Here is a 19,570-nt window from a genome sequence, read left to right on the forward strand (position 1 = left end):
GAGCGCGCGGTGACGACACCACGCGCTCGGAACGGAGGCCCGCGCTCGGCGGATCAGCTCGCGGCGCGGGCGCGACGGGGGTCGGGCACCGCATCCAGCAGGGCGACCGTGTACTCGTCCTGCGGGTGCTGCAGCACCTGGGCCGTCTCGCCACGCTCGACGACCTGGCCGTCGTGCAGCACGAGGATGTCGTCGGTGATCAGGCGCGCGCTCAGCAGGTCGTGCGTGATGTACAGCAGCGAGACGCCCCACTGCTCGCGCAGGTCCTCGAGCAGGGCGAGCACGCCGGCCCGCAGCGAGACGTCGAGCATCGAGACCGGCTCGTCGGCGATGATCACCTGCGGGTCGCTCGCGAGGGCGCGCGCGATGACGACGCGCTGACGCTGGCCGCCGGAGAGCTGGTGCGGCAGCTTCTGCGCGAACTGCTCGACGGGCGTGAGGCCGACGGTCTCGAGAAGCTCGCGCACGCGCATCCGCGCCTGCTGCTTCGTCGCGCCGGTGAAGTTCACGATCGGCCGGGTGAGGATGTACTCCACCGTGTGCAGCGGATTCAGCGCCGCGTACGGATCCTGGAAGACCATCTGCACGTCGCGGTGCAGCTCGCGCACCCCGCGCCCGCGCAGCTTCGCCACATCCAGGTCGCCGAAGGTGATGCGGCCCTCGCTGGGCTCCTCGACGCCGGTGATCATCTTCGCCAGGGTCGACTTGCCCGAACCCGACTGGCCGACGAGCGCGAGCGACTGGCCCGGTTCGAGCGTGAACGACACGTCGCGCACCGCCCGCACGGGGTCCTCACCGCGCCGCGGCGCCGGGTACGTCTTCGAGACGCCGTCGACGACGATCGCCGCCTGCGCCGAGCGCTTGCCGCGCGTCGCGACCGAAGGGGTCGACGTCGCGCTGTCGGCGCGCGTGCGGTTCTCGGCGCGACGCACGCTGCGGTCTTCGAAGCCGGGCAGCGACACGACCTCGGCACGCGGGTCGGCGTAGTGCGACAGCAGCATCCGCGTGTACTCGTCCCGCGGATCCTCGAGGATCTGCTGCGAGCTGCCGTCCTCGACGATGCGCCCCTCGTGCATGACGAGCACGCGCTCCGTCGACTCGAGCACGATGCCGAGGTCGTGGCTGATCAGCACGGCCGTGAAGCCCTCCGACTGCTGCAGCGCACGGATCGTGTCCATGACCGCGTGCTGCACCAGCACATCCAGCGCGGTCGTCGGCTCGTCGAAGACCATCAGCTGCGGCTCGAGCGAAAGCGCGAGCGCGATCGAGACGCGCTGGCGCATGCCGCCCGAGAGCTCGCCCGGGTAGCGGTCGAGCATCGACACGGGCAGCTCGACTTTCGCGATGAGGTCTTCGCTGTTCTTCTGCCAGCGGTCGCGCGGCACGTGGCCGTGCGCCTTGTAGATGTCGATGAAGTGGTCGCGGATGCGGCGCACCGGGTTGAGCGCGTTCATGCCCGACTGCAGCACCATCGCGAAGCCGCCCTGGCGCTGCTGCCGCAGCTCCTCGGTGCCGAGCTCGCGGATGTCGCGGCCGTCGAAGAGGATGCGCCCCGAGTTCGTGCGGGCCGGCGGCTTCTGCAGGCGGGTCAGCGCGAAGCCGAGGGTCGACTTGCCCGATCCCGACTCCCCCACGAGTCCGACGAACTCGCCCTTCTTCAGGGTGAAGGAGACGTGGTCGACGGCCTGCACGGGCGCCTGGCCCGGCGATTCGTAGACGACGGAGAGCTCGCGCACGTCGAGGATCGGCTTCTCGGCGGCAGGCTCGGCCGGGTTCGCCCCCGCTCCGGCGGCCGGCGAACCGGCGGGCGCGCCGGCGCCGCCGACGGTCAGTGTCGTGTCGCTCATCACTTGGACTTCCCCTCGCGCAGGCGGGGATTGCTGACCGCATCCACGCCGAAGTTGATCAGGGTCAGGCTCATCGCCAGCAGGGCGATGCACAGACCGGGGGCGAACAGCAGCACCCACTGGCCGGTGAGCAGCGAGTTCGAGTTCTGCGCCCAGTAGAGGATCGTGCCCCAGCTGACGATGCTCGAGTCGCCGAGCCCGAGGAACTCGAGGCCGGCCTCGGCGAGGATCGCGCTGGTCGCGGCGCCGAAGAACGAGCCGACGATGAGCGACGTCATGTTCGGCAGGATCTCGCGGAACACGATGCGCCCTGCCCGGTCACCCGAGAAGCGGGCGGCGGTGACGAAGTCGCGGCCGCGCAGCGACTGGGTCTGGCTGCGCAGCACGCGCGCGCCCCACGCCCAGCCGGTGACGACGATCACGGCGATGATGACGCCGAAGCCGCCGTTCTGCAGGTACGCGGCGATGACGATCATGAGCGGCAGCGCCGGGATCACCAGGAACAGGTTCACGATGAACCCGATCACGTCGGCGCCGAAGCCGCGGATGTAGCCCCAGCTGAGTCCGACCGCGACGGCGACGAGCGTCGCCAGGATGCCGGCGACGAAGCCGACCAGCACGCTCACCTGCGCGCCGTAGATGAGCTGGCTCAGCACATCCTCACCGGCGGCCGTCGTGCCCAGCCAGTGGGCGGGGCTCGCGTCGGCGTTGCGCTCGAAGGTGTTCGTCTGCGCGCCGTAGGGCGCCAGCAGCGGGGCGAAGATCGCGACGAGCAGGAAGATCGCGAGGATGATCATGCCGAGCTTGGCCTTGTTGTTCGACCAGATCACGCGGATCATGCGGCCGATCGTGCGCAGCGGCCCCGGCTGCTTCTGCTGTGCCGGGTCGTCGAGCTTGAGCATCTGAGTGCTGGTCATCGTGTGCCCCTCACTTCCGGGTCCGCGGGTCGAGCACGCCGTAAAGGATGTCGACGAGGAAGTTCGCGACCAGCACGCTGACGGTGATCATGAGGAACAGCGCCTGCATCAGCGGGTAGTCCTGCCCGATGACGGCGTTGAAGAGCAGGTAGCCGATGCCCGGGTAGCCGAACACCTGCTCGACCAGCACCGAGCCGCCGACCACGCCGCCGAGGGCGAGGCCGAAGCCGGTCAGGTTCGGCAGGATCGCGTTGCGGGCGGCGTAGCGGATGGCGACGGTGCGGCTCTTCAGGCCGTTCGCCTCGGCGAAGGTGACGTAGTCGTCGCCGAGGGTGTTGATCATCGCGTTGCGCATGCCGAGGATCCAGCCGCCCAGCGACGTCACCAGGATCGTGATCGCCGGCAGGATCGCGTGGTAGAGCGCATCCACCGCGAACGCACCGGTGAATGCCGGCGTTGTGGTCGCCGAGTAGGCGCCCGTCGTCGGGAAGACGTGCAGCACGTAGCCGAGGAAGAACAGCAGCAGCAGCGCCGTCCAGAAGTAGGGGAACGTCGACATGAAGCTGCCGCTGAGGGTGGGCAGCGCATCCATCCACGTGCCGCGCTTCCAGGCGGCGGCGACGCCGATGAGCGTGCCGATCACGAAGGCGAGGATCGTGACGACGCCGACGAGGATGATCGTGTACGGCAGCGCTCCGCTCACCAGCTGCGACACCGACTGCGGATAGAAGGTGTAGCTCGTGCCGAAGTCGAGCGTGACCACCTGGTGCAAGTAGCTCACGTACTGCTCGAAGATGTTGCCCTTCGGGATTCCGAGCTGCGCCTCGATCGCCTTGCGGGTCGCCTCGGTGACGGGGCCGTTCTGCGACAGCTTCGCGATCGCGGCGTCGGCCGGGGTGCCCGGCATGAGCCGCGGCAGGATGAAGTTCAGGGTCACGGCGGCCCACAGCGTGAGCACGAACAGACCGAGCTTCTGGAGGATGTACTTCATCGTTCCCCTCCCCCTCACTTGTCGACCCGCTTGAGCCGCACGAAGATGCCGAGCGGGGCGGAGTCGTAGTTCTGCGGGATCATGTACGGGTCTTTCTCGGTCGGCCAGCCGGTGAACTTCGCGTCGCTGAACAGGCCCCAGCTGCCGCCGTAGTACATGCCGATGATGGGCAGATGGTCGTAGACGACCTGCTGCAGCTGGTCGACGATCGGCTTCTGGTCGGCCTCGTCGATGGTCGACTTCAGCTCGACGAGCAGCTTGTCGACGGCCGGGTCCTTGAAGCGCTCGCGGTTGTTCTGCGCGCTCTTGCCGACCGGCTGGTAGAAGTCGCTCGACAGCAGCGAGTTGTAGGCCTGGTAGACGTCGCCGTTGCCCATGCCGCCCATCGCCATGTCGAACTTGCCGTTGTCGATCGCCTGCTGGTAGCCAGCGGGCTGCGGGGCCGTGATCTTCACGTCGATGCCGATCGCGGTCAGGTTGCGCTGCGCCTCCTGCACGGCGCGCAGCCAGTCGCTGTAGCCGTTGGCGGTGAGGATCGAGAAGCTCAGCTGCTTGCCGCTCTGGTCGACGAGCTTGCCGTCTTTCTGGGTGTAGCCGGCCTTCGCGAAGCTCGCGAGAGCCGCATCCACGTCCTGCTTGATCAGCCCGCCGTCAGGGATGTCGGGGTTCAGCCACTTCTCCTGGTTGGGCAGGATCAGGCCGGTCTGACCCGCCGCGGTCAGGTTGCCCTCGGTCGCACTGTCGGCGATCTTGTCGCGGTCGAGCGCGAGCGAGATGCCGCGGCGCACGTCCACGTCGTTGAAGGGCGCCTTGGTCAGGTTCGGCGTGAGGCCGATGACGCCGGCCGCCGGGAACCACCACTGGTTGCTCTTCGAGGCGGCGCCCCACGTTCCGCTGACGTCGGAGATGTAGCTGTACGCCCAGTCGTAGCCGCGCGCGACGGTGTCGAGCTGGCTGTTCGTGGCGGGCAGGATGAGGTGCTCGATCTCGATCTTGTCGGCCTGCCAGTAGTTCTCGTTCTTGTCCATCGAGTACTGCAGCGGCGAGTAGTTGCCGAGCGTGAACGGACCGGTGCCGATCGGGTTCGGGTTGCGCCACGTGGTCGGGTCCTTGACCTTCGACCACTGGTGCTCGCTGACGATGTAGACGCCGCCGAGGATGCCCACGGCCGGCACGTCGTCGGTCTTGAGATGCACGATCAGGTGGTCGGCGGCGTCGGCGCCGCTTCCCGTCCCCTTCTCGACCTCGAGCGAGTCGATGTGCTGCCAGATGCCCTTGATGTCGAGCGGCGGGAACTTCTTCGCCAGGTCGAAGGTGAACTTCACGTCGTCGGCCGTGAAGGGCTCGCCGTCGCTCCAGGTCACGTCCTTGCGGATCGTGAAGTCGATCGTCTTCGGGTCGGGCTGGTCGACGGCGCTGGCGAGCCAGGGCGTCTGCTCGCCGTCGAGCGGGTTCGTGAGGATGAGCGGCTCGTACATCCACTTCGACGCCGTGCGCGCATTCGCGAGATACGGGTTGAAGTTGCGGTCGAACTGCGGATTGCCGTGGTCGGCGTTGATCAGCATCGTGTCGGCGCCGATCGTCGGGTCGGGCTGCGAGCGCACCTGCACGGCGCAGCCGGTGAGCACGAGCGCGGCGGCGGCCAGACCGGCGACGCCGGTGAGGATGCGGGCGCGGCGGGTGCGGGGCCCGCTGGGCTTGCTGCGGCGGGGCTCGTCGCGGAGGGGTGTCGCCTCGGTTGCTCGACGCGCGGGGCCGACGCCCTCGCGCTGCGCTGATCGCCTCGTCGTCGTCGGCCTCATCGCTCTCCGCCTCTTCGCTGGGGCGGGGCTCGGTGAACCGGGTCCCGCCATCGGGTCCGTCGGGCGCGCTGGTGAGAGCGCATCCGGCTCACCCAATGTATGCGCTTACATCGGCGTGTCAAGTTCGCTTGCCAGGTCGCGTTCAGGTTGTGAGGGTCTGTCGCGACGCCCGGCCGGGTGTGCGGAAACCTGCCCGAATGCCGGAATCGTGGGGATCTCCGCGCGGTGGGCGCACCGCTCGGAAGCGGGGTCGCCGGCGTCGGCGACGCGGCGGAACGCTCAGACGTGCGGCGGCGCGCTCTCGCGCAGCAGCACCTCGACGGGCAGCACCACGCGCTGCCGCGGAGCATCGGGGGAGGCGAGTCGACGCAGCAGCGTGCGCACCGCGATGCGCCCCAGATCGGCCATCGGCTGCCGCACGGTGCTGAGTCGCGGGGTCGAGAACCGGCCCGCCTCGACGCCGTCGAAGCCGCTCACCCGCACGCGACCCGGCACATCCACGCCCGCCGCCGTCAGCGACTGCAGCACCCCGAGCGCGCTCTGGTCGTTCGAGCAGACGATCGCGTCGGGCAGTCGGACGCCGGAGCCGGCATCGCTCTCGGTCTCCGAACCGGCCTCGGCGAGCAGCCGATCCGCGAGTCGGCGCCCCGACGCCACCGAGAAGTCGCCGCGCAGGATGCGCACGGCGGGGGAGTCGGCGGCGTCGCCGAACTCGGTGCGGTCGTCGCGGGCGTCGTCGATCGCGCGGTCGAAACCACGACGGCGGTCGCGCTCGTCGGGGGAGTCCTCGGGGCCGGCGATGTACGCGATGTCGCGCACCGCCGCATCCCGCAGCACCTCGGTGACGAGGGCGCGCATGCCCTGCTCGTTGTCGACCACCACGTGATCGAGGTCGTGCTCGTCGCCGGAGTCGGCCACCAGCACGACCGGCACGCGCGTCGAGGTGCGGGCGAGCAGTTCGTCGCCGAGGGTCGCGGCCAGCACGACGAGCCCATCCACCCGGCCGGCGATCTCACCGACCAGACGCTCGCGGTGCGAGGCGGTTCCGGCGGCGATGAGCAGCGCGAAGCCCTGCTCGGACGCCTCGCCTTCAGCGCCGCGGATGACCTCGTCGTAGTAGAGGTTCACGGGCCCGCCCGTGCCCGACTCCTCGGCGGCCTGCTCGGCGCTCGCCCGGTCGTCGCGGATGCGCGGGGGAGTGGCGGGGCCGGGATCCGGAACCGGGTCGCCCTCCTGATGGCCCGGCAGCAGCAGGCCGATGACCTGGGTGCGCCGGCCGGCCAGGCCACGAGCGGACGCGCTGGGCACGTAGCCGAGCTCGCGCACCGCATCCATGACCTTCGCGGCCGTCTCGGGGCGCACCTCGTCGGGCCGACGCAGCACGCGCGAGACGGTCGCGATCGAGACGCCCGACCGGGCGGCGACGTCGTAGACGGTCGGGTTGAGCTCGCCGTTCGGCATCGCGTCTCCCCTCGTCGGACTCGGTGTCGCAACCGGACATTACGCCGTCCGCGCGGAGCGGCGCACTCAGACTCGGCGCGCGTGGCCGGCGTCGAGCCGGACGGCGGGCGGCGCATCGACGGTGAAGACCGCCCGGTGCTGTCAGCTCACCGTGCGCACGGCGGCGAACCAGATCAGCAGCATCGTGACGAGGAAACCGGTCACGAAGTTGAGCCAGAGGAAGCGCTTCCAGCCGCGGTTCGCGGTCTCGGCATCCGCCTCGGTCACGTTCCAGAAGGGCGCGACGTTCGCGGCGTACGGCAGCACGAGGATCGCGGCGAGCGGGCCGGGCCAGTCGGTCGCGAGCAGCAGCGCCCCGCCGAGCAGGTAGGCGGCGAACGCCAGTCGCACGGTCGCCTTCGCGCCGATCACGGTCGCGATCGAGCCGATGCCGCCCTCGCGGTCGGCCACGATGTCCTGCACGGCGCCGAAGGCGTGCGACGCCATGCCCCAGAGGAAGAACGCGGCCAGCAGGGCGAGCAGCTTGCCGTCGATCTGCGCGCCGGCGAGCGCGAGGCCGTAGACCGCGGGACTGACGAAGTGGGTGCTCGAGGTGATCGAGTCGAGGAACGGGCGCTCCTTGAAGCGCATGCCCGGAGCGGAATACGCGACGACGGCGAACAGGCTGACGGCCAGCACGATCCAGCTCGGCCACGCGTCGAGGCCGCCGATCACGAGCAGAGCCACGACGAAGGGGATGGGCAGAACGGTGCTCGCGAGGATCGTCGCGCGATGAAGGCGCTTGTCGAGCAGGGCGCCCTCGACCCCGCCCTTGCGCGGGTTGCGCAGGTCGGACTCGTAATCGAAGACGTCGTTGATGCCGTACATCGTGAGGTTGTAGGGCACGAGGAAGAACAGGGTGCCGATCACGGCGAGCGCGATCGTGCGGGCATCCCAGACGCTCGGCTCGACGAAGGGGCCGAGGGCATCGACCGTCACGCCGGGCGCCGTTCCTCCGCCCGGCGCGCCCGCTCCACCGGATGCGGCGACGCCGCCCGTGATCGCGAGGATGTAGGCCGCCGCGAAGGGATAGGCCGTGTTGACCCAGCTCAGCGGCCGCGACGACAGCAGCAGTGCCCGGATCACGCCTCCCCCTCCTGACGTGAGCCCTCGTGAGGGGTCGCGCGGGATGCGCTGCGGGGGAGGAGGTGCCAGAGCACGGGGAGGAGCACGACCGCGGCGATCGCGTAGGAGAAGTCCTCGAGGGGGGCGATGCCGAGCTTCGCGCCGCTGATGCGCGCGGGGTCGTAGCCCACCAGTCCGACGGCGATCATGACGTTGTCGAAGAGCGCGGTCATCACGAGCAGCACGACCGCCGTGATCGCCAGCGCACGCCACCGCGGGGTGCGGCGCGCCAGCAGTGCCGCGATGACGACGATCAGGATCGCGCCGAGGAAGAACGCATTGAGCGCCCAGTAGGTCATCGCGCGCTCCCGTCGACGGGCGTCTCCGCGCCATCCATGCCGTCACCGGAATGTGAAGCGGCTCGTGTCCGGCCGCGCGCGTCGAGCAGGGCGCTCGCGCCGCCGTAGACGTTCATCGTGAGGTAGCAGAGCAGCGTCAGGAAGAAGAGCTCCTCGACCGGGAGCTCGGGCGCGAGCTGCAGGCCGGTCATGAAGACGGTCTCGCCGCGAAAGAAGATCCCGAGCCCGATGCCGAAGAGATCCCAGACCAGGAACAGCAGGATGCCGACGGGCAGCACGATCGCGGCGCGACGCGCATCCCGCCAGAAGAACAGGCGGAACCGCCGGTCGAGCACGACCATCCCGGTGAGCGAGATCGCCAGCGCGACGAGGTAGAGGATGCTCACGCGCCGACCCTGGAGCCGGTTTCTGCAGGATCGCGCGGCGATCCTGCAGAACCCGATGGGGCGAGCGGCTCGGGCAGGGGGCTTGTCGAGGTGTCGCCCCGCAGTCGCTTCACGAGCAACTCGGCGCTGATCAGGCACATCGGCAGTCCGATGCCCGGGATCGTGGAGCCGCCGGCATAGAGCAGGTTCTTCACCTTCTTGCTCGCGTTACCCGCGCGAAAGAAGGCGCTCTGCTTGAGCGTGTGCGCCGGACCGAGCGCCGTGCCGCGCCAGGAGTTGAGATCGGCGACGAAGTCGGCCGGGCCGATCGTGCGCCGCACCACGATGCGCGATGCGAGGTCGGGGATGTCGGCCCAGTCGGCGATCTGCCGGATCACCCGGTCGGCGAGCGCCTCGATGCGCGCATCCCCGTCGCCGTCGACGCCGCCCGCGCCGAGCAGCGGGTCGGCCGGCAGCGGCACGAGCACGAAGAGGTTCTCGTGCCCGTTCGGCGCGACCGAAGGATCGATGCCGCTCGGCTTGCAGATGTAGAGCGAGGGCACATCCGGCACCTTCGGCGCATCGCCGAAGATCGCGGCGAAGTTCTCCTCCCAGGCCTGCGCGAAGAGCAGAGTGTGGTGCTCGAGCTGGGGGATCTCGCCGCGCACGCCGAGCAGCACGAGCAGCGCGCTCGGCCCGGCGACCTTCTGCTGCCACCACGACTCCGGGTAGCTGCGCTCGCTCTCGGCGAGCAGCCGCGTCTCGGTGTGGTGCAGATCCGCGGCGCTGACGACGACATCCGCTGACAGCGTCGATCCGTCGGCCAGCTCGACGCCGACCGCGCTGCCGCCGGAGGTGAGGATGCGCGCCACCGGCGACCCGGTGCGCACGGTCACGCCCTCGGCGAGTGCGAGTGCCTCGATGCGGTCGATGATGCCCCGGAACCCGCCCATCGGATACCGGACGCCGTCGACGAGGTCGAGGTGGCTCATGAGCGAGTACATGCTCGGCGCGAGGTCGGGCGCCGAGCCGAGGAACACGGCAGGGTAGCCGAGCACCTGACGCAGCCGCAGGTCCTTCACCGTGCGCCGGGCGAGCGATCCGAGCGGTTCGAGCAGCAGGCGGATGAGGCGCGGCGTGCGGCGCACGACCTCCGGCCCGAAGACGCGGGGGAGCGACCGGAAGGTCGTGTAGAGGAACCGCCGCAGCGCCATGTCGTAGGTCTCGCCGGCGCGGGCGAGGTAGCGGCGCAGGCGCTTCGCGGATCCGGGCTCGATGCGCTCGGCCCGCGCGAGGGTCTCCTCGACGTCGGCGGCGATGTCGAGCGGGATGGGGTTGCCCTCGGCGTAGACCCGATAGCCGGGGTCGAGCTGCACGAGCCGCAGCTGCTCGTCGGTCGTCGTGCCGAGCAGGCGGAAGAAGTGATCGAAGACCTCGGGCATGAGGTACCAGGAGGGCCCGGTGTCGAAGCGGAAGCCGTCGGCGTCCCAGCTGCCGACGCGGCCGCCGACCTCGGGGCGTGCTTCCACGAGCTCGACCTCGTGCCCGTCGCGCGCGAGCAGGGCGGCACCGGCGAGCCCGGCGATTCCGCCCCCGATGACGACGATGCGGCTCATGCGCGCACCTCTGATTCCGGCGGAGTCGGTGCCGCATCCGGCCCGGTTCCGCCCGCATTCGCCGGCAAGCGGCCGGCGACCGCGAGCGCCGCGAGCTTCGCCTTCATCGGGTTCGGCACCCGCACGCGCGTGTCGATCAGCACCGAGGCTGGCGTCGCACGGATGCGCGTCGACAGCTCGGCGAAGAGTCCGTGCGCGAGCGCGACGGCGCGGCGCGACCCGCTCGGGATCTCGGGGATCGCCGCGGCCGCGATCGCGAGCTCGCGGTCGATGTCGTCGACGAGGCGCACCTTGTCGGCCTCGGTGAAGGAGGTGACGCTGACGCCGGGGAAGTAGCTGCGGCCGAGCTCGCGGAAGTCGGCGGCGAGGTCGCGCAGGAAGTTGACCTTCTGGAACGCCGAGCCGAGCGCCCGCGCGCCGGGCACCAGCTGCTCGTAGAGCACGTCGGCCGCCGGGGTCGTGCCGTGCTCGTCGCGCACGAAGGCCCGCAGGCACATGAGCCCGACGACCTCGGCCGAACCGTAGACGTAGGCGTCGAAGCCGGCCTCGTCGTAGCTGCTGCGGTCGAGGTCGGTGCGCATCGAGGCGAAGAACGGCGCCGTCAGCTCCGGGCCGAATCCGCTGTGCCGAGCGCTGCGCGCGAAGGCGTGCACGATCGGGTTGGCGCTGTATCCCTCGGCGACGGCGCGATCCGTCTCGGCTTCGAGCTCATCGAGCACGCGTCCCGCGGCCGACGGCGCGAGTCCGGCCTCGGCGGCCCCGCCATCCACGATCTCGTCGGCGACGCGCACGAGCGCGTAGATGTTCTCGACGTGCTGCCGCACGCCGGGCGCGAGCAGTCGCGACGCGAGCCCGAACGAGGTCGAGTACCGCCGGATGACGACGCTCGACGTCTCGTCGGCGACCCGGTCGTAGAGGCTGAGGCGACTCATCGCGTCCATCCTCCCGTGGCCCGGCCGTGAGCGCGACCCACAGCGCCCGCGGCCAGCACCGCACCGAACTCCATGACGGCACGGGCATGAGCCCCGGAGCCGCGAGCCCCGGTCCGTGGTCCCGCGCTCATCGGACCCGGCTCAGCACGGCATCGGCGATCGGGTGCAGCTCCGCACGCAGAGCCGTCGGGATGTGCGGCTCGGCCAGGCGGGCGAGCGCGCGGTTCGCGTAGTAGCGGGCGAGCCCCTCGGCGAACTCGCGGGCGCCGCCGTCGATGAGGGCGCCGCGCAGGCGGCCCGCATCCTCTTCGCACAGTTCCGGATCGCCGAACAGGTGAGCCACGGCGCCCCACTGCGGCGTCGAGTCGGCGTAGGCGATCAGCACGGTCCGCTTGCCCTCGCGCAGGTCGCCGATCGTGGTCTTGCCGGTCTCCTCCTCGGCGCCGAACACGCCGAGCACGTCGTCGACGATCTGGTACGCGATGCCCATCTCGCGGCCGAACTCGCCCAGGGCGGCGACGACGGTCGGCGCGGCTCCGGCCAGTACGGCGCCGGCCTGCAGAGGGCCCTCGAAGGAGTACACGGCGGTCTTGAGCCGCTCCATCCAGAGGATGTCGTCGACCTTCGGCACCTCGGGCGCGCCCGCGAGATCGACGTCGATGAGCTCGCCCGCGGCGCTCGCGAACATGGCCTCGTCGAGCAGGTCGAGCAGGGCGGAGCGCACGTCGTCGGCGACGCCGCTGCGGTCGATGAGCCGGTAGGCGTTGAACAGGGCGAGGTCGCCGGCGATCACCGCGGCGCTGATGCCCTGGTGCTCGGCGTCGGCGCCCGACGCGCCGCGGCGCACCGCGCGGTCGCGGTAGGTGCCCGAGATGTTGGGGGAGCCACGGCGCACGAAGTCCCGATCGATCACGTCGTCGTGCACGATCAGCGCGGTGTGCAGCAGCTCGAAGGCGGCGCCGACGTTCGCGGCGGCCTCGTCGTCGCATCCACCCAGCGCCGTGTAGGCGGAGAAGACGAGACGCGGACGGAAGCGCTTGCCCCCGACGGTGTTGGCCTCCAGCGCCTCCCAGAGCTCGACGTAGTCCGGGCCCAGAGCGGCCGCACGAGTGCGAGCTAGGCTGAAGAAGCGCCCGAGAACGGCGTCGACCAGCTCACGCCGCTTCGTCGCGGTCAACAGGCGGTCGGGTCCGTCCATCATCGAGGCAGGGTATCCCGCGGCATGACTCATTCTCCGGCGCATTCAGCGGAACCGCAGACGACGGAGCCGCCGATCGAGTCCGAGTCGGCGACCGATCCCGAACTGGAGTCGCACGCGACCGCGCCCGAGCAGGGCCGCCCGGTGCCGCTCGCCGGAGGCGACCCCGCCGATCCCGAGCTGGTCGTGCTTCTGGCCGACGACGGCACACCGATCGGCACCGCTGACAAGGCGCTCGTGCACGACGCAGCGACGCCGCTGCATCTCGCCTTCTCCTGCCACGTGCTGGATGCCGCGGGCCGCGTGCTGATCACACGCCGCGCCTTGTCGAAGCGCACCTTCGCCGGGGTCTGGACCAACGCCTTCTGCGGCCACCCGGCACCGGGGGAATCCGGCCCGAGCGCTGTGCGCCGCCGCGCCGAGCGCGAGCTGGGCATGGCGATCAGCGAGCCCGAGCTCGTGCTGCCCGACTTCCGCTACCGCGCCCGCGACGCGCTCGGCGTCTACGAGAACGAGATCTGCCCCGTCTACGTGGCGCGCGCCGAAGGCGACCCGCGGCCGGCGGCCGACGAGGTCGTCGAGTGGGCCTGGGTCGAGCCGGGGGCGCTGCGCACCGCCGTCGAGGCGACGCCCTTCGCGTTCAGCCCGTGGATCGCGCTGCAGCTGGCCGAGTGGCCGGCGTTCCCCGCGAGAGCCTGACGCTCAGAACAGCGCCGCGCCGAGCCAGAGGCCGAGGAAGAACGACACCGCGACGATGCCGGCGAGCGCGACCCCGAGTCCCGCATTGCGGCGGCGGCGGCTGCGCAGCCCATGGAACGCGTTGCGCCGGTGCAGGCGCGATCCCTTGGCGCGGCGTCCGGTTCCGGTGAACTCGGGCTCGGGCTGCCCGTGCAGGATCGCGGCGACCTCGGCCGCGCTCGGCCGCTCCATGGCATCCCGCGAGGTCATCGCGCCGAGCAGCAGCTGCCACTCCTCGGCCAGGTCATCGGGGATGCGCGCATCGCGGTTGGTGCGCGCGATCGCCGCCTCGAGCACGGTGCCCTCGAACTCCTGCACGCCGCTCAGGGCTTCGAGCAGCACGAGTCCGAGCGAGTAGACGTCGCTCGCCGGCGTGACCTCGCCGCCGGTGACCTGCTCGGGGCTGAGATAGGCGGCGGTGCCGAGGATCGTGCCGTCGCTCGTCATGCGGTGGCCGCCGAGGTAGTGCGCGATGCCGAAGTCACCGAGCTTCGCGCGGCGGCGGAAGCCCGCCGAGCCACCATCGCCGATGAGGATATTCGCCGGCTTCACGTCGCGATGCACGACGCCCTGCTCGTGCACGTAGGCGAGCGCCTCGGCGATCTGGGCGCCGAGTCCGGCGACGTCGTGCGGCGCCATCTTGCCGCGCTCGAGCTCCTTATCGAGCGAGGCGTGCGCGACGAGCTCCATGACGACGAAGCGGCGGATCGAGCCGTCGAAGTTCTGGCGGCCGGCGTCGTAGACGGCGATGAGTCCGGGATGCTGCAGGCCGCTGAGCATGCGGATCTCGCGCTCCTGCCGCACCAGCTCGTCGGCGACCATCGACTCGGCGCGGAAGACCTTCACGGCCACGTCGCGGCCGAGCACGGTGTCGCGAGCGCGATAGACGCTCGCAGCGCCGCCGGATCCGATCGCCTCGAGCAGCTGATAGCGGCCTCCGACCGCGCCCGAGCGCGCCGGCGGCGGAGTCGCGTAGTCGGTGGTGGTCATGGCGTCGGCCCCCTGGATTCGTCGCTCGCACGAGCGCGCATGCAGAACTCGCAGATCGCGGATGCTGCCAGCGCCACCCCTCGTCCGATCCCCCATGACCGTCGAGTTGGCATACCGATAACGCCGTCGCGCCCAGGATAAGTCACCGGTGAGCGCGGGGCGCACGCTTGACTCGTCTCTCAGTGCTGGCTATCAGGCACGCGCGGGCGCGTGCGCGCGCAGATCGCTCGGTGGTCGACGGGAACCGCGGCGACGTCGTCATTCGGCGCGCGGATCCGCAGGCTTATTCGCCGGCAGCACCCGCATCCGTGATGCGCACGTCGATGCGGTGGAAATTCTGGAACGAGCGCGAGGCGGTCGGCCCGCGCTGGCCCTGGTAGCGGTTGCCGTAGGCGCCGGAGCCGTAGGGGTTCTCGACCGCCGAGCTCGTGCGGAAGAAGCAGAGCTGCCCGATCTTCATCCCCGGCCAGAGCTTGATCGGCAGCGTCGCCATGTTGCTCAGCTCGAGCGTGACGTGGCCCGAGAAGCCGGGGTCGACGAAGCCGGCCGTGGAGTGGGTGAGCAGTCCGAGGCGGCCGAGGGAGCTCTTGCCCTCGAGGCGCGCGGCGACGTCATCCGGCAGCGTCACGAGCTCGAAGGTCGAGCCGAGCACGAACTCGCCCGGGTGCAGGATGAACGGCTCGTCGGCCTTCGTCTCGATCAGGCGGGTCAGCTCGGGCTGATCCTCGGCCGGGTCGATGAAGGGGTACTTGTGGTTGTCGAACAGGCGGAAGAAGCGGTCGATGCGCACATCCACGCTCGACGGCTGCACCATGCTCAGATCGAGCGGCTCGAGTCCGATGCGGCCGGCCGAGATCTCGGCCTTGATGTCCCGGTCGCTGAGAAGCATGGCCCCGAGCCTAGTGCGGCCCTATTCTTCGACCATGTCGTTCCAGGCGTACCTCGACAACATCGAGCAGAAGACCGGCAAGACCCCGCGCGAGTTCATCGCCGAGGCCTCTTCGAAGGGGTTCGGTCCGGGCACGAAGGCCGGCGAGATCCTGACGTGGCTGAAGGACGACTACGAGCTCGGCCGCGGTCACGGGATGGCGCTGGTGCACGTGATCACGAAGGGGCCGAAGATCTCGACCAAGCACGTCGACTCGGGCGGCACTCATTCGGACGAGAGCGACACGCTCTGGCTCGACGGGGTGGCGACGAAGCCGGCTTCGTAGGGGGGCCGCGCGCCGCTGCGCGGTCTCGCCGCGCAGCCCCGGAGCCGCGCATCCGGGCCCGGATCGGTCATCCACGGATGCCGTTGTAGGCTCTACGGGATCGGCCCGAGGGCCGTCACGCGGATGTAGTTCAATGGCAGAACTTCAGCTTCCCAAGCTGATAGCGCGGGTTCGATTCCCGTCATCCGCTCCACGCGTCTCGAACGACGTCCACCCGACGGCCGGGCTGTCAGTCCCGACCAGGGACGCCCCATCAGATCGAGCGGCGGATCTGCGGCTCAGCGACGTCGGCGGAGGATGCCGGCATCGCCGGCGGCCGACACGGCCGCCGTGCGCGAGGCCACGCCCAGCTTGGAGAAGATGTGCACGAGGTGCGACTTCACCGTCGCCTCGGTGATGTGCAGCGACGCGGCGATCGCGCCGTTGGAGGCGCCGTCCGCCACCCGACGCAGCACGTCGATCTCGCGCGCTGACAGGCTCACGTGCGGGGCGCGCATCCGCTGCATGAGGCGGGCGGCGACCGACGGGGCGAGCGCGCTCTCCCCGGCCGAAGCGGCGCGGACGGCGGCGATCAGCTCGTCCGGCGGGGAGTCCTTGAGAAGGTAGCCGCTCGCTCCGGCTTCGACAGCGCTGAGGATGTCGCCGTCCGTGTCGTAGTTCGTGAGCACCAGGACGTACGGAGGCGCGTCGACGGAGCGGATGCGGCGCGTCGCATCCGCTCCGCTCTCGTCGGCGCCGAACTGCAGATCCATGAGCACGAGCTCCGGTGCTAGTTCGGCGGCCCTCTGCACGGCCTCGGCCGGGGTCGCGGCCTCGCCGACGACCTCGATCCCCTCCGCGCCCGACAGCAGTGCGCGGAGGCCGGCACGCACGACGGGGTGGTCGTCGGCGATGAGCACCCGGATCATCGGGTCACTCCCATCCCGACGATGAGACGGGTTCCACGACCGGGGGAGGATTCGACGACGAGCGTGCCGTCGAGTTGCTCGACCCGCTCACGGATCGCGCGCAGGCCGAACGAATCCGTGCCGTTGCGGGGCACATCGGCCGTGTCGAACCCGACACCGTCGTCGGCGACGCGGAGGCGCACGCGGTCGCCCTCGACGGTGAGCTCGACGTGCGCCTCGTCGGCTCTCGCATGCTGGGCGACGTTGGCGAGCGCACCCTGCGTGATCCTGAGCAGCGCCGTCTGCGTATCCATCGGCAGATCCAACTGCGGGGGAGCCTCCACGACCACTCGCAGACCGTCGCGCTGCCACTGCTCGGCGACACGGAGCAGAGCCGAGGTCAGGCCCTGGTCGAGAGCCGGCGGCGACAGTTCGCGGATGAAGCGGCGTGTGTCAGCGAGGGCGTCGGCCGCCGTCTGGCGCGCCAGGGAGAGGTGCTCGGCTCCCGGACGGTCGGGCGCGGCGGCCTCCGCGGCGTGCAGGAGCATCTGGATGCTCGACAGCGACTGCGCCACGGTGTCGTGGATGTCGCGAGCCAGACGCGATCGCTCGGCCAGCATCCCCTGTTCCCGCTCGCTGGCGACCAGGCGGTCGCGCGTGGCGATCAGCTCGGCCACCAGCGCCTCCCGCTCGGCGGCCTCCCTGGCGAGAGCGCGGTACCCGAGCCCGATGAGCAGAGCCACCCCGGCGCCGATCAGAGGTCCGACCACGCCGCCGACCGTGAACCCGGAATGCAGCCCCAGCGCGACGATCGCGAGCCCGGTCGTGAACAGCACGACCGCGGGACCGACCGCGCGCGGCAGGACGTGCAGGTAGAGGAAGAACAGCGGGAACACCAGGTACGCGGCTTCGGGCACCAGAACGAGCAGCCCCGCCCAGACGGACGTCAGCGCCGCGAGCCACGCGGCACCGGCGACGACGCGCGAAGGCGCCGCGACCCGCGCCACCCCGGCACCGGCGATGTACAGCGCGGCGAAGAGCACGGCGCATCCCAGCGACAGCCAGAGGGTGTCGGCCCGCACGACCACGACCCGCACGACCACGAGCACGAGCAGTGCCGCTGACAGGACGTGGAGTCCGGAGCGGAGCCCGACGAAGACGGGCGTGAGAGGGCTGTGGGCCATGGCACTTGCATCGTAGGTTCTCGCCCCGCGGGCGGGATCAACCGGAAGTTGGATCGGGGAAGCATCCTCATCGGCGATGAGGCGTCCCACGATGACGGCGAGGCTCGTCTCGACGGTCGGGAGACGCCCGACCCGGAAGGACGATCATGTTCGTCGCCTGGCGCGACCTCCGATTCGCCCGCGGACGCTTCGTGCTCATCGGCTCCGTCGTGGCGCTCATCACCCTCCTCGTCGGCTTCCTCGCCGGATTGACGGGCGGACTCGCGTCGCAGAACATCTCCGGCGTGCTCGGGCTCCCCGGCGACCGGCTGGTGCTGCAGAAGCCGGCGACCGGCAAGCCCTCCTTCTCGGAGTCGGTGATCGACAGTGCGACGCGCACCTCATGGCGTGCAGCGCCCGGTGTCGACGACGTCACGCCGGTCGGCATCGTGCAGGGCCGTGCCAGCATTCACGGCGCGGCCTCCGCGGTCGGTGTGGCGGTCTTCGGCCTCCCCGCGGGTGCGCCCGCCTCGATCGTCGCCGATCTCACGCCGACCGACGATGACTCGGTCGGCCTGTCAGCCGGCGCCGCCGCCGACCTGGGCGCCCAGGTCGGCGATCGCATCTCCATCGCCGGTTCCGACTACCGGGTGGGGCGGATCGGAGGGGACGCCTGGTACAGCCATACCCCGGTCATCGCGCTCTCACCCGACGCGTGGGCGGGAGTCGATCGCCGTCTCGGCGGCGACGGCGATCCCACTGTGTTAGCGGTCGCGGGAGCACCGGATTGGGATGCGGTCGCCGCGTCGACCGACACCACCGCCATGCCCGTGCTGACCAGCGTGACGGCTTTGGAGACCTTCACCTCCGAGATCGGCTCGCTCGGCCTCATGATCGCGATGCTGTTCGGCGTCTCGGCACTGGTCGTCGGCGCCTTCTTCACTGTCTGGACCATGCAGCGGGCGGGCGACATCGCTGTGCTGAAGGCTCTCGGAGCCTCCACCGGGTCTCTCGTGCGCGATGCGCTCGGCCAGGCTCTCGTCGTGCTGCTCGCCGGCATCGGCGTCGGGATCACCATCGTCGCGGTGCTCGGAAGTCTCGCCGGAGGGGTGCTCCCGTTCCTGCTGAGCCCGCTCACGACGCTGCTCCCGGCCGCGATCATGGCGGCCCTCGGGCTCGCCGGGGCCGCCATCGCTCTGCGCACCGTCACCCATGCCGATCCCCTCACCGCACTCGGGAGCAACCGATGATCACCCTCGACGACATCACCCTGACCTTCCCCGACGGCGATGCGCGGATCACGGCCGTCGACCACGTCAGCCTGACCGCTCCCAACGGGGTGGTGACCGGTATCACGGGTCCGTCGGGCTCGGGGAAGTCGTCCATCCTCGCCGTCGCCGCGACCCTGATCCGGCCCGACTCCGGCCGCGTCTGGATCGGCGACACCGACGCAGCCGCGCTGAGCCGCGATGACGCCACCGCACTGCGTCGGGACTCGATCGGGATCGTGTTCCAGCAGTCCAATCTGCTGCCCTCGCTGACCGCCCGCGAGCAGCTGCTCGTGATGGCCGAACTCGGCGGCCGCAGCCGCCGCAGTCGCGCGGCCGTGCGTCTGCGCGCCGACGACCTGCTCGACGCCGTCGGCCTCAGCGGCCATCGCGACAAACGCCCGGCACAGCTCTCCGGCGGCCAGCGCCAGCGGGTCGCGATCGCCCGGGCGCTCGTCAACGACCCCGGGGTCCTGCTCGTCGACGAACCCACGAGCGCCCTCGATCAGGAACGCGGGGGCGAGATCATGGATCTCCTCGCGCGTCTGACGCGCGAACGGCAGACCGCGACGCTGCTGATCACCCACGATCTCGTGCATCGCGACGCCCTCGACGAGCTCATCACCGTGGTCGACGGTCGAGCGAGCACAGCTGCCCATCGGGTCGAAGCCTGATCCGACCGGGCGATGTGACGAGACCCCGTGGGGCGGTGGCGGAG

The 19,570-nt window shown here is 70.6% G+C and carries 19 protein-coding genes and 1 tRNA gene; 5 read left to right on the plus strand and 15 right to left on the minus strand.

The annotated features are described in order from the left end of the window. Positions 1-53: 53 nt before the first annotated feature. The 11 genes from FJ657_RS03265 to FJ657_RS03315 all read right to left on the minus strand — a co-directional run bounded on the left by FJ657_RS03265 (position 54) and on the right by FJ657_RS03315 (position 12,595). Positions 54-1,847 (minus strand): ABC transporter ATP-binding protein, encoded by a 1,794-nt coding sequence (locus tag FJ657_RS03265; RefSeq protein WP_141162218.1) that lies wholly within the window; start codon positions 1,845-1,847, stop codon positions 54-56. Further along, positions 1,847-2,764, minus strand: coding sequence for an ABC transporter permease (locus FJ657_RS03270; protein ID WP_141162219.1), 918 nt, complete (start codon positions 2,762-2,764; stop codon positions 1,847-1,849). Before FJ657_RS03270 ends, FJ657_RS03265 begins: the two co-directional genes overlap by 1 nt. 10 nt (positions 2,765-2,774) lie before the next feature. Next, entirely contained in the window at positions 2,775-3,755 is a 981-nt protein-coding gene (locus FJ657_RS03275; protein ID WP_141162220.1) for an ABC transporter permease, read from the minus strand. A 14-nt stretch (positions 3,756-3,769) separates the two neighbouring features. Next, on the minus strand, positions 3,770-5,557 hold the full coding sequence (locus FJ657_RS03280; RefSeq protein WP_141162221.1) for an ABC transporter substrate-binding protein: 1,788 nt from the start codon (positions 5,555-5,557) through the stop codon (positions 3,770-3,772). 279 nt (positions 5,558-5,836) lie between these two features. Next, the gene (locus tag FJ657_RS03285) at positions 5,837-7,018 is read right to left on the minus strand and encodes a LacI family DNA-binding transcriptional regulator (RefSeq protein ID WP_141162222.1); all 1,182 of its coding nucleotides are present in this window, start codon (positions 7,016-7,018) and stop codon (positions 5,837-5,839) included. A gap of 141 nt (positions 7,019-7,159) precedes the next feature. Next, on the minus strand, positions 7,160-8,143 hold the full coding sequence (locus FJ657_RS03290) for a prenyltransferase (protein WP_255447106.1): 984 nt from the start codon (positions 8,141-8,143) through the stop codon (positions 7,160-7,162). Continuing rightward, positions 8,140-8,481, minus strand: a complete 342-nt coding sequence (locus FJ657_RS03295; protein WP_141162223.1) for a lycopene cyclase domain-containing protein — start codon at positions 8,479-8,481, stop codon at positions 8,140-8,142. The genes FJ657_RS03290 and FJ657_RS03295 overlap by 4 nt, the downstream gene beginning before the upstream one ends. Next, a complete protein-coding gene (locus FJ657_RS03300) occupies positions 8,478-8,867 on the minus strand; it encodes a lycopene cyclase domain-containing protein (protein ID WP_141162224.1) in 390 nt (129 codons plus the stop codon). Before FJ657_RS03300 ends, FJ657_RS03295 begins: the two co-directional genes overlap by 4 nt. After that, complete coding sequence (gene crtI / locus FJ657_RS03305) at positions 8,864-10,462, minus strand: phytoene desaturase family protein (RefSeq protein ID WP_141162225.1); 1,599 nt, start codon at positions 10,460-10,462, stop codon at positions 8,864-8,866. Before crtI ends, FJ657_RS03300 begins: the two co-directional genes overlap by 4 nt. After that, positions 10,459-11,394 (minus strand): phytoene/squalene synthase family protein, encoded by a 936-nt coding sequence (locus FJ657_RS03310; protein WP_255447109.1) that lies wholly within the window; start codon positions 11,392-11,394, stop codon positions 10,459-10,461. Before FJ657_RS03310 ends, crtI begins: the two co-directional genes overlap by 4 nt. Before the next feature lie 127 nt (positions 11,395-11,521). Continuing rightward, the gene (locus FJ657_RS03315) at positions 11,522-12,595 is read right to left on the minus strand and encodes a polyprenyl synthetase family protein (protein WP_255447110.1); all 1,074 of its coding nucleotides are present in this window, start codon (positions 12,593-12,595) and stop codon (positions 11,522-11,524) included. Between the two features lie 21 nt (positions 12,596-12,616). On the opposite strand from FJ657_RS03315, the gene idi reads away from it, so the two are divergent. Continuing rightward, on the plus strand, positions 12,617-13,291 hold the full coding sequence (gene idi, locus FJ657_RS03320) for an isopentenyl-diphosphate Delta-isomerase (RefSeq protein WP_141162227.1): 675 nt from the start codon (positions 12,617-12,619) through the stop codon (positions 13,289-13,291). A 3-nt stretch (positions 13,292-13,294) separates the two neighbouring features. Here the strand turns inward: idi and FJ657_RS03325 are convergent, their stop codons facing one another. Then, entirely contained in the window at positions 13,295-14,320 is a 1,026-nt protein-coding gene (locus tag FJ657_RS03325; RefSeq protein ID WP_181408849.1) for a serine/threonine-protein kinase, read from the minus strand. 283 nt (positions 14,321-14,603) lie between these two features. Then, positions 14,604-15,209: a dCTP deaminase gene (gene dcd, locus FJ657_RS03330; RefSeq protein WP_141162229.1), complete on the minus strand. Its 606-nt coding sequence runs from the start codon at positions 15,207-15,209 to the stop codon at positions 14,604-14,606. A gap of 34 nt (positions 15,210-15,243) precedes the next feature. Here dcd and FJ657_RS03335 point away from each other — a divergent pair, with 34 nt between their 5' ends. Beyond that, positions 15,244-15,534 (plus strand): DUF4287 domain-containing protein, encoded by a 291-nt coding sequence (locus tag FJ657_RS03335; RefSeq protein ID WP_141162230.1) that lies wholly within the window; start codon positions 15,244-15,246, stop codon positions 15,532-15,534. A gap of 119 nt (positions 15,535-15,653) precedes the next feature. Continuing rightward, a tRNA-Gly gene (locus FJ657_RS03340) sits at positions 15,654-15,727 on the plus strand. A gap of 85 nt (positions 15,728-15,812) precedes the next feature. Here the strand turns inward: FJ657_RS03340 and FJ657_RS03345 are convergent. Next, a complete protein-coding gene (locus FJ657_RS03345; RefSeq protein ID WP_141162231.1) occupies positions 15,813-16,442 on the minus strand; it encodes a response regulator in 630 nt (209 codons plus the stop codon). Continuing rightward, a complete protein-coding gene (locus FJ657_RS03350) occupies positions 16,439-17,605 on the minus strand; it encodes a sensor histidine kinase (protein WP_141162232.1) in 1,167 nt (388 codons plus the stop codon). Before FJ657_RS03350 ends, FJ657_RS03345 begins: the two co-directional genes overlap by 4 nt. A gap of 146 nt (positions 17,606-17,751) precedes the next feature. On the opposite strand from FJ657_RS03350, the gene FJ657_RS03355 reads away from it, so the two are divergent. Both FJ657_RS03355 and FJ657_RS03360 read left to right on the plus strand, forming a co-directional pair. Beyond that, positions 17,752-18,834: an FtsX-like permease family protein gene (locus FJ657_RS03355; protein ID WP_141162233.1), complete on the plus strand. Its 1,083-nt coding sequence runs from the start codon at positions 17,752-17,754 to the stop codon at positions 18,832-18,834. Then, positions 18,831-19,526, plus strand: coding sequence for an ABC transporter ATP-binding protein (locus FJ657_RS03360; protein ID WP_141162234.1), 696 nt, complete (start codon positions 18,831-18,833; stop codon positions 19,524-19,526). The genes FJ657_RS03355 and FJ657_RS03360 overlap by 4 nt, the downstream gene beginning before the upstream one ends. Positions 19,527-19,570 lie beyond the last annotated feature (44 nt).

It is taken from the genome of Schumannella soli (assembly GCF_006517435.1).
In the GTDB taxonomy this organism is placed as follows: domain Bacteria; phylum Actinomycetota; class Actinomycetes; order Actinomycetales; family Microbacteriaceae; genus Schumannella; species Schumannella soli.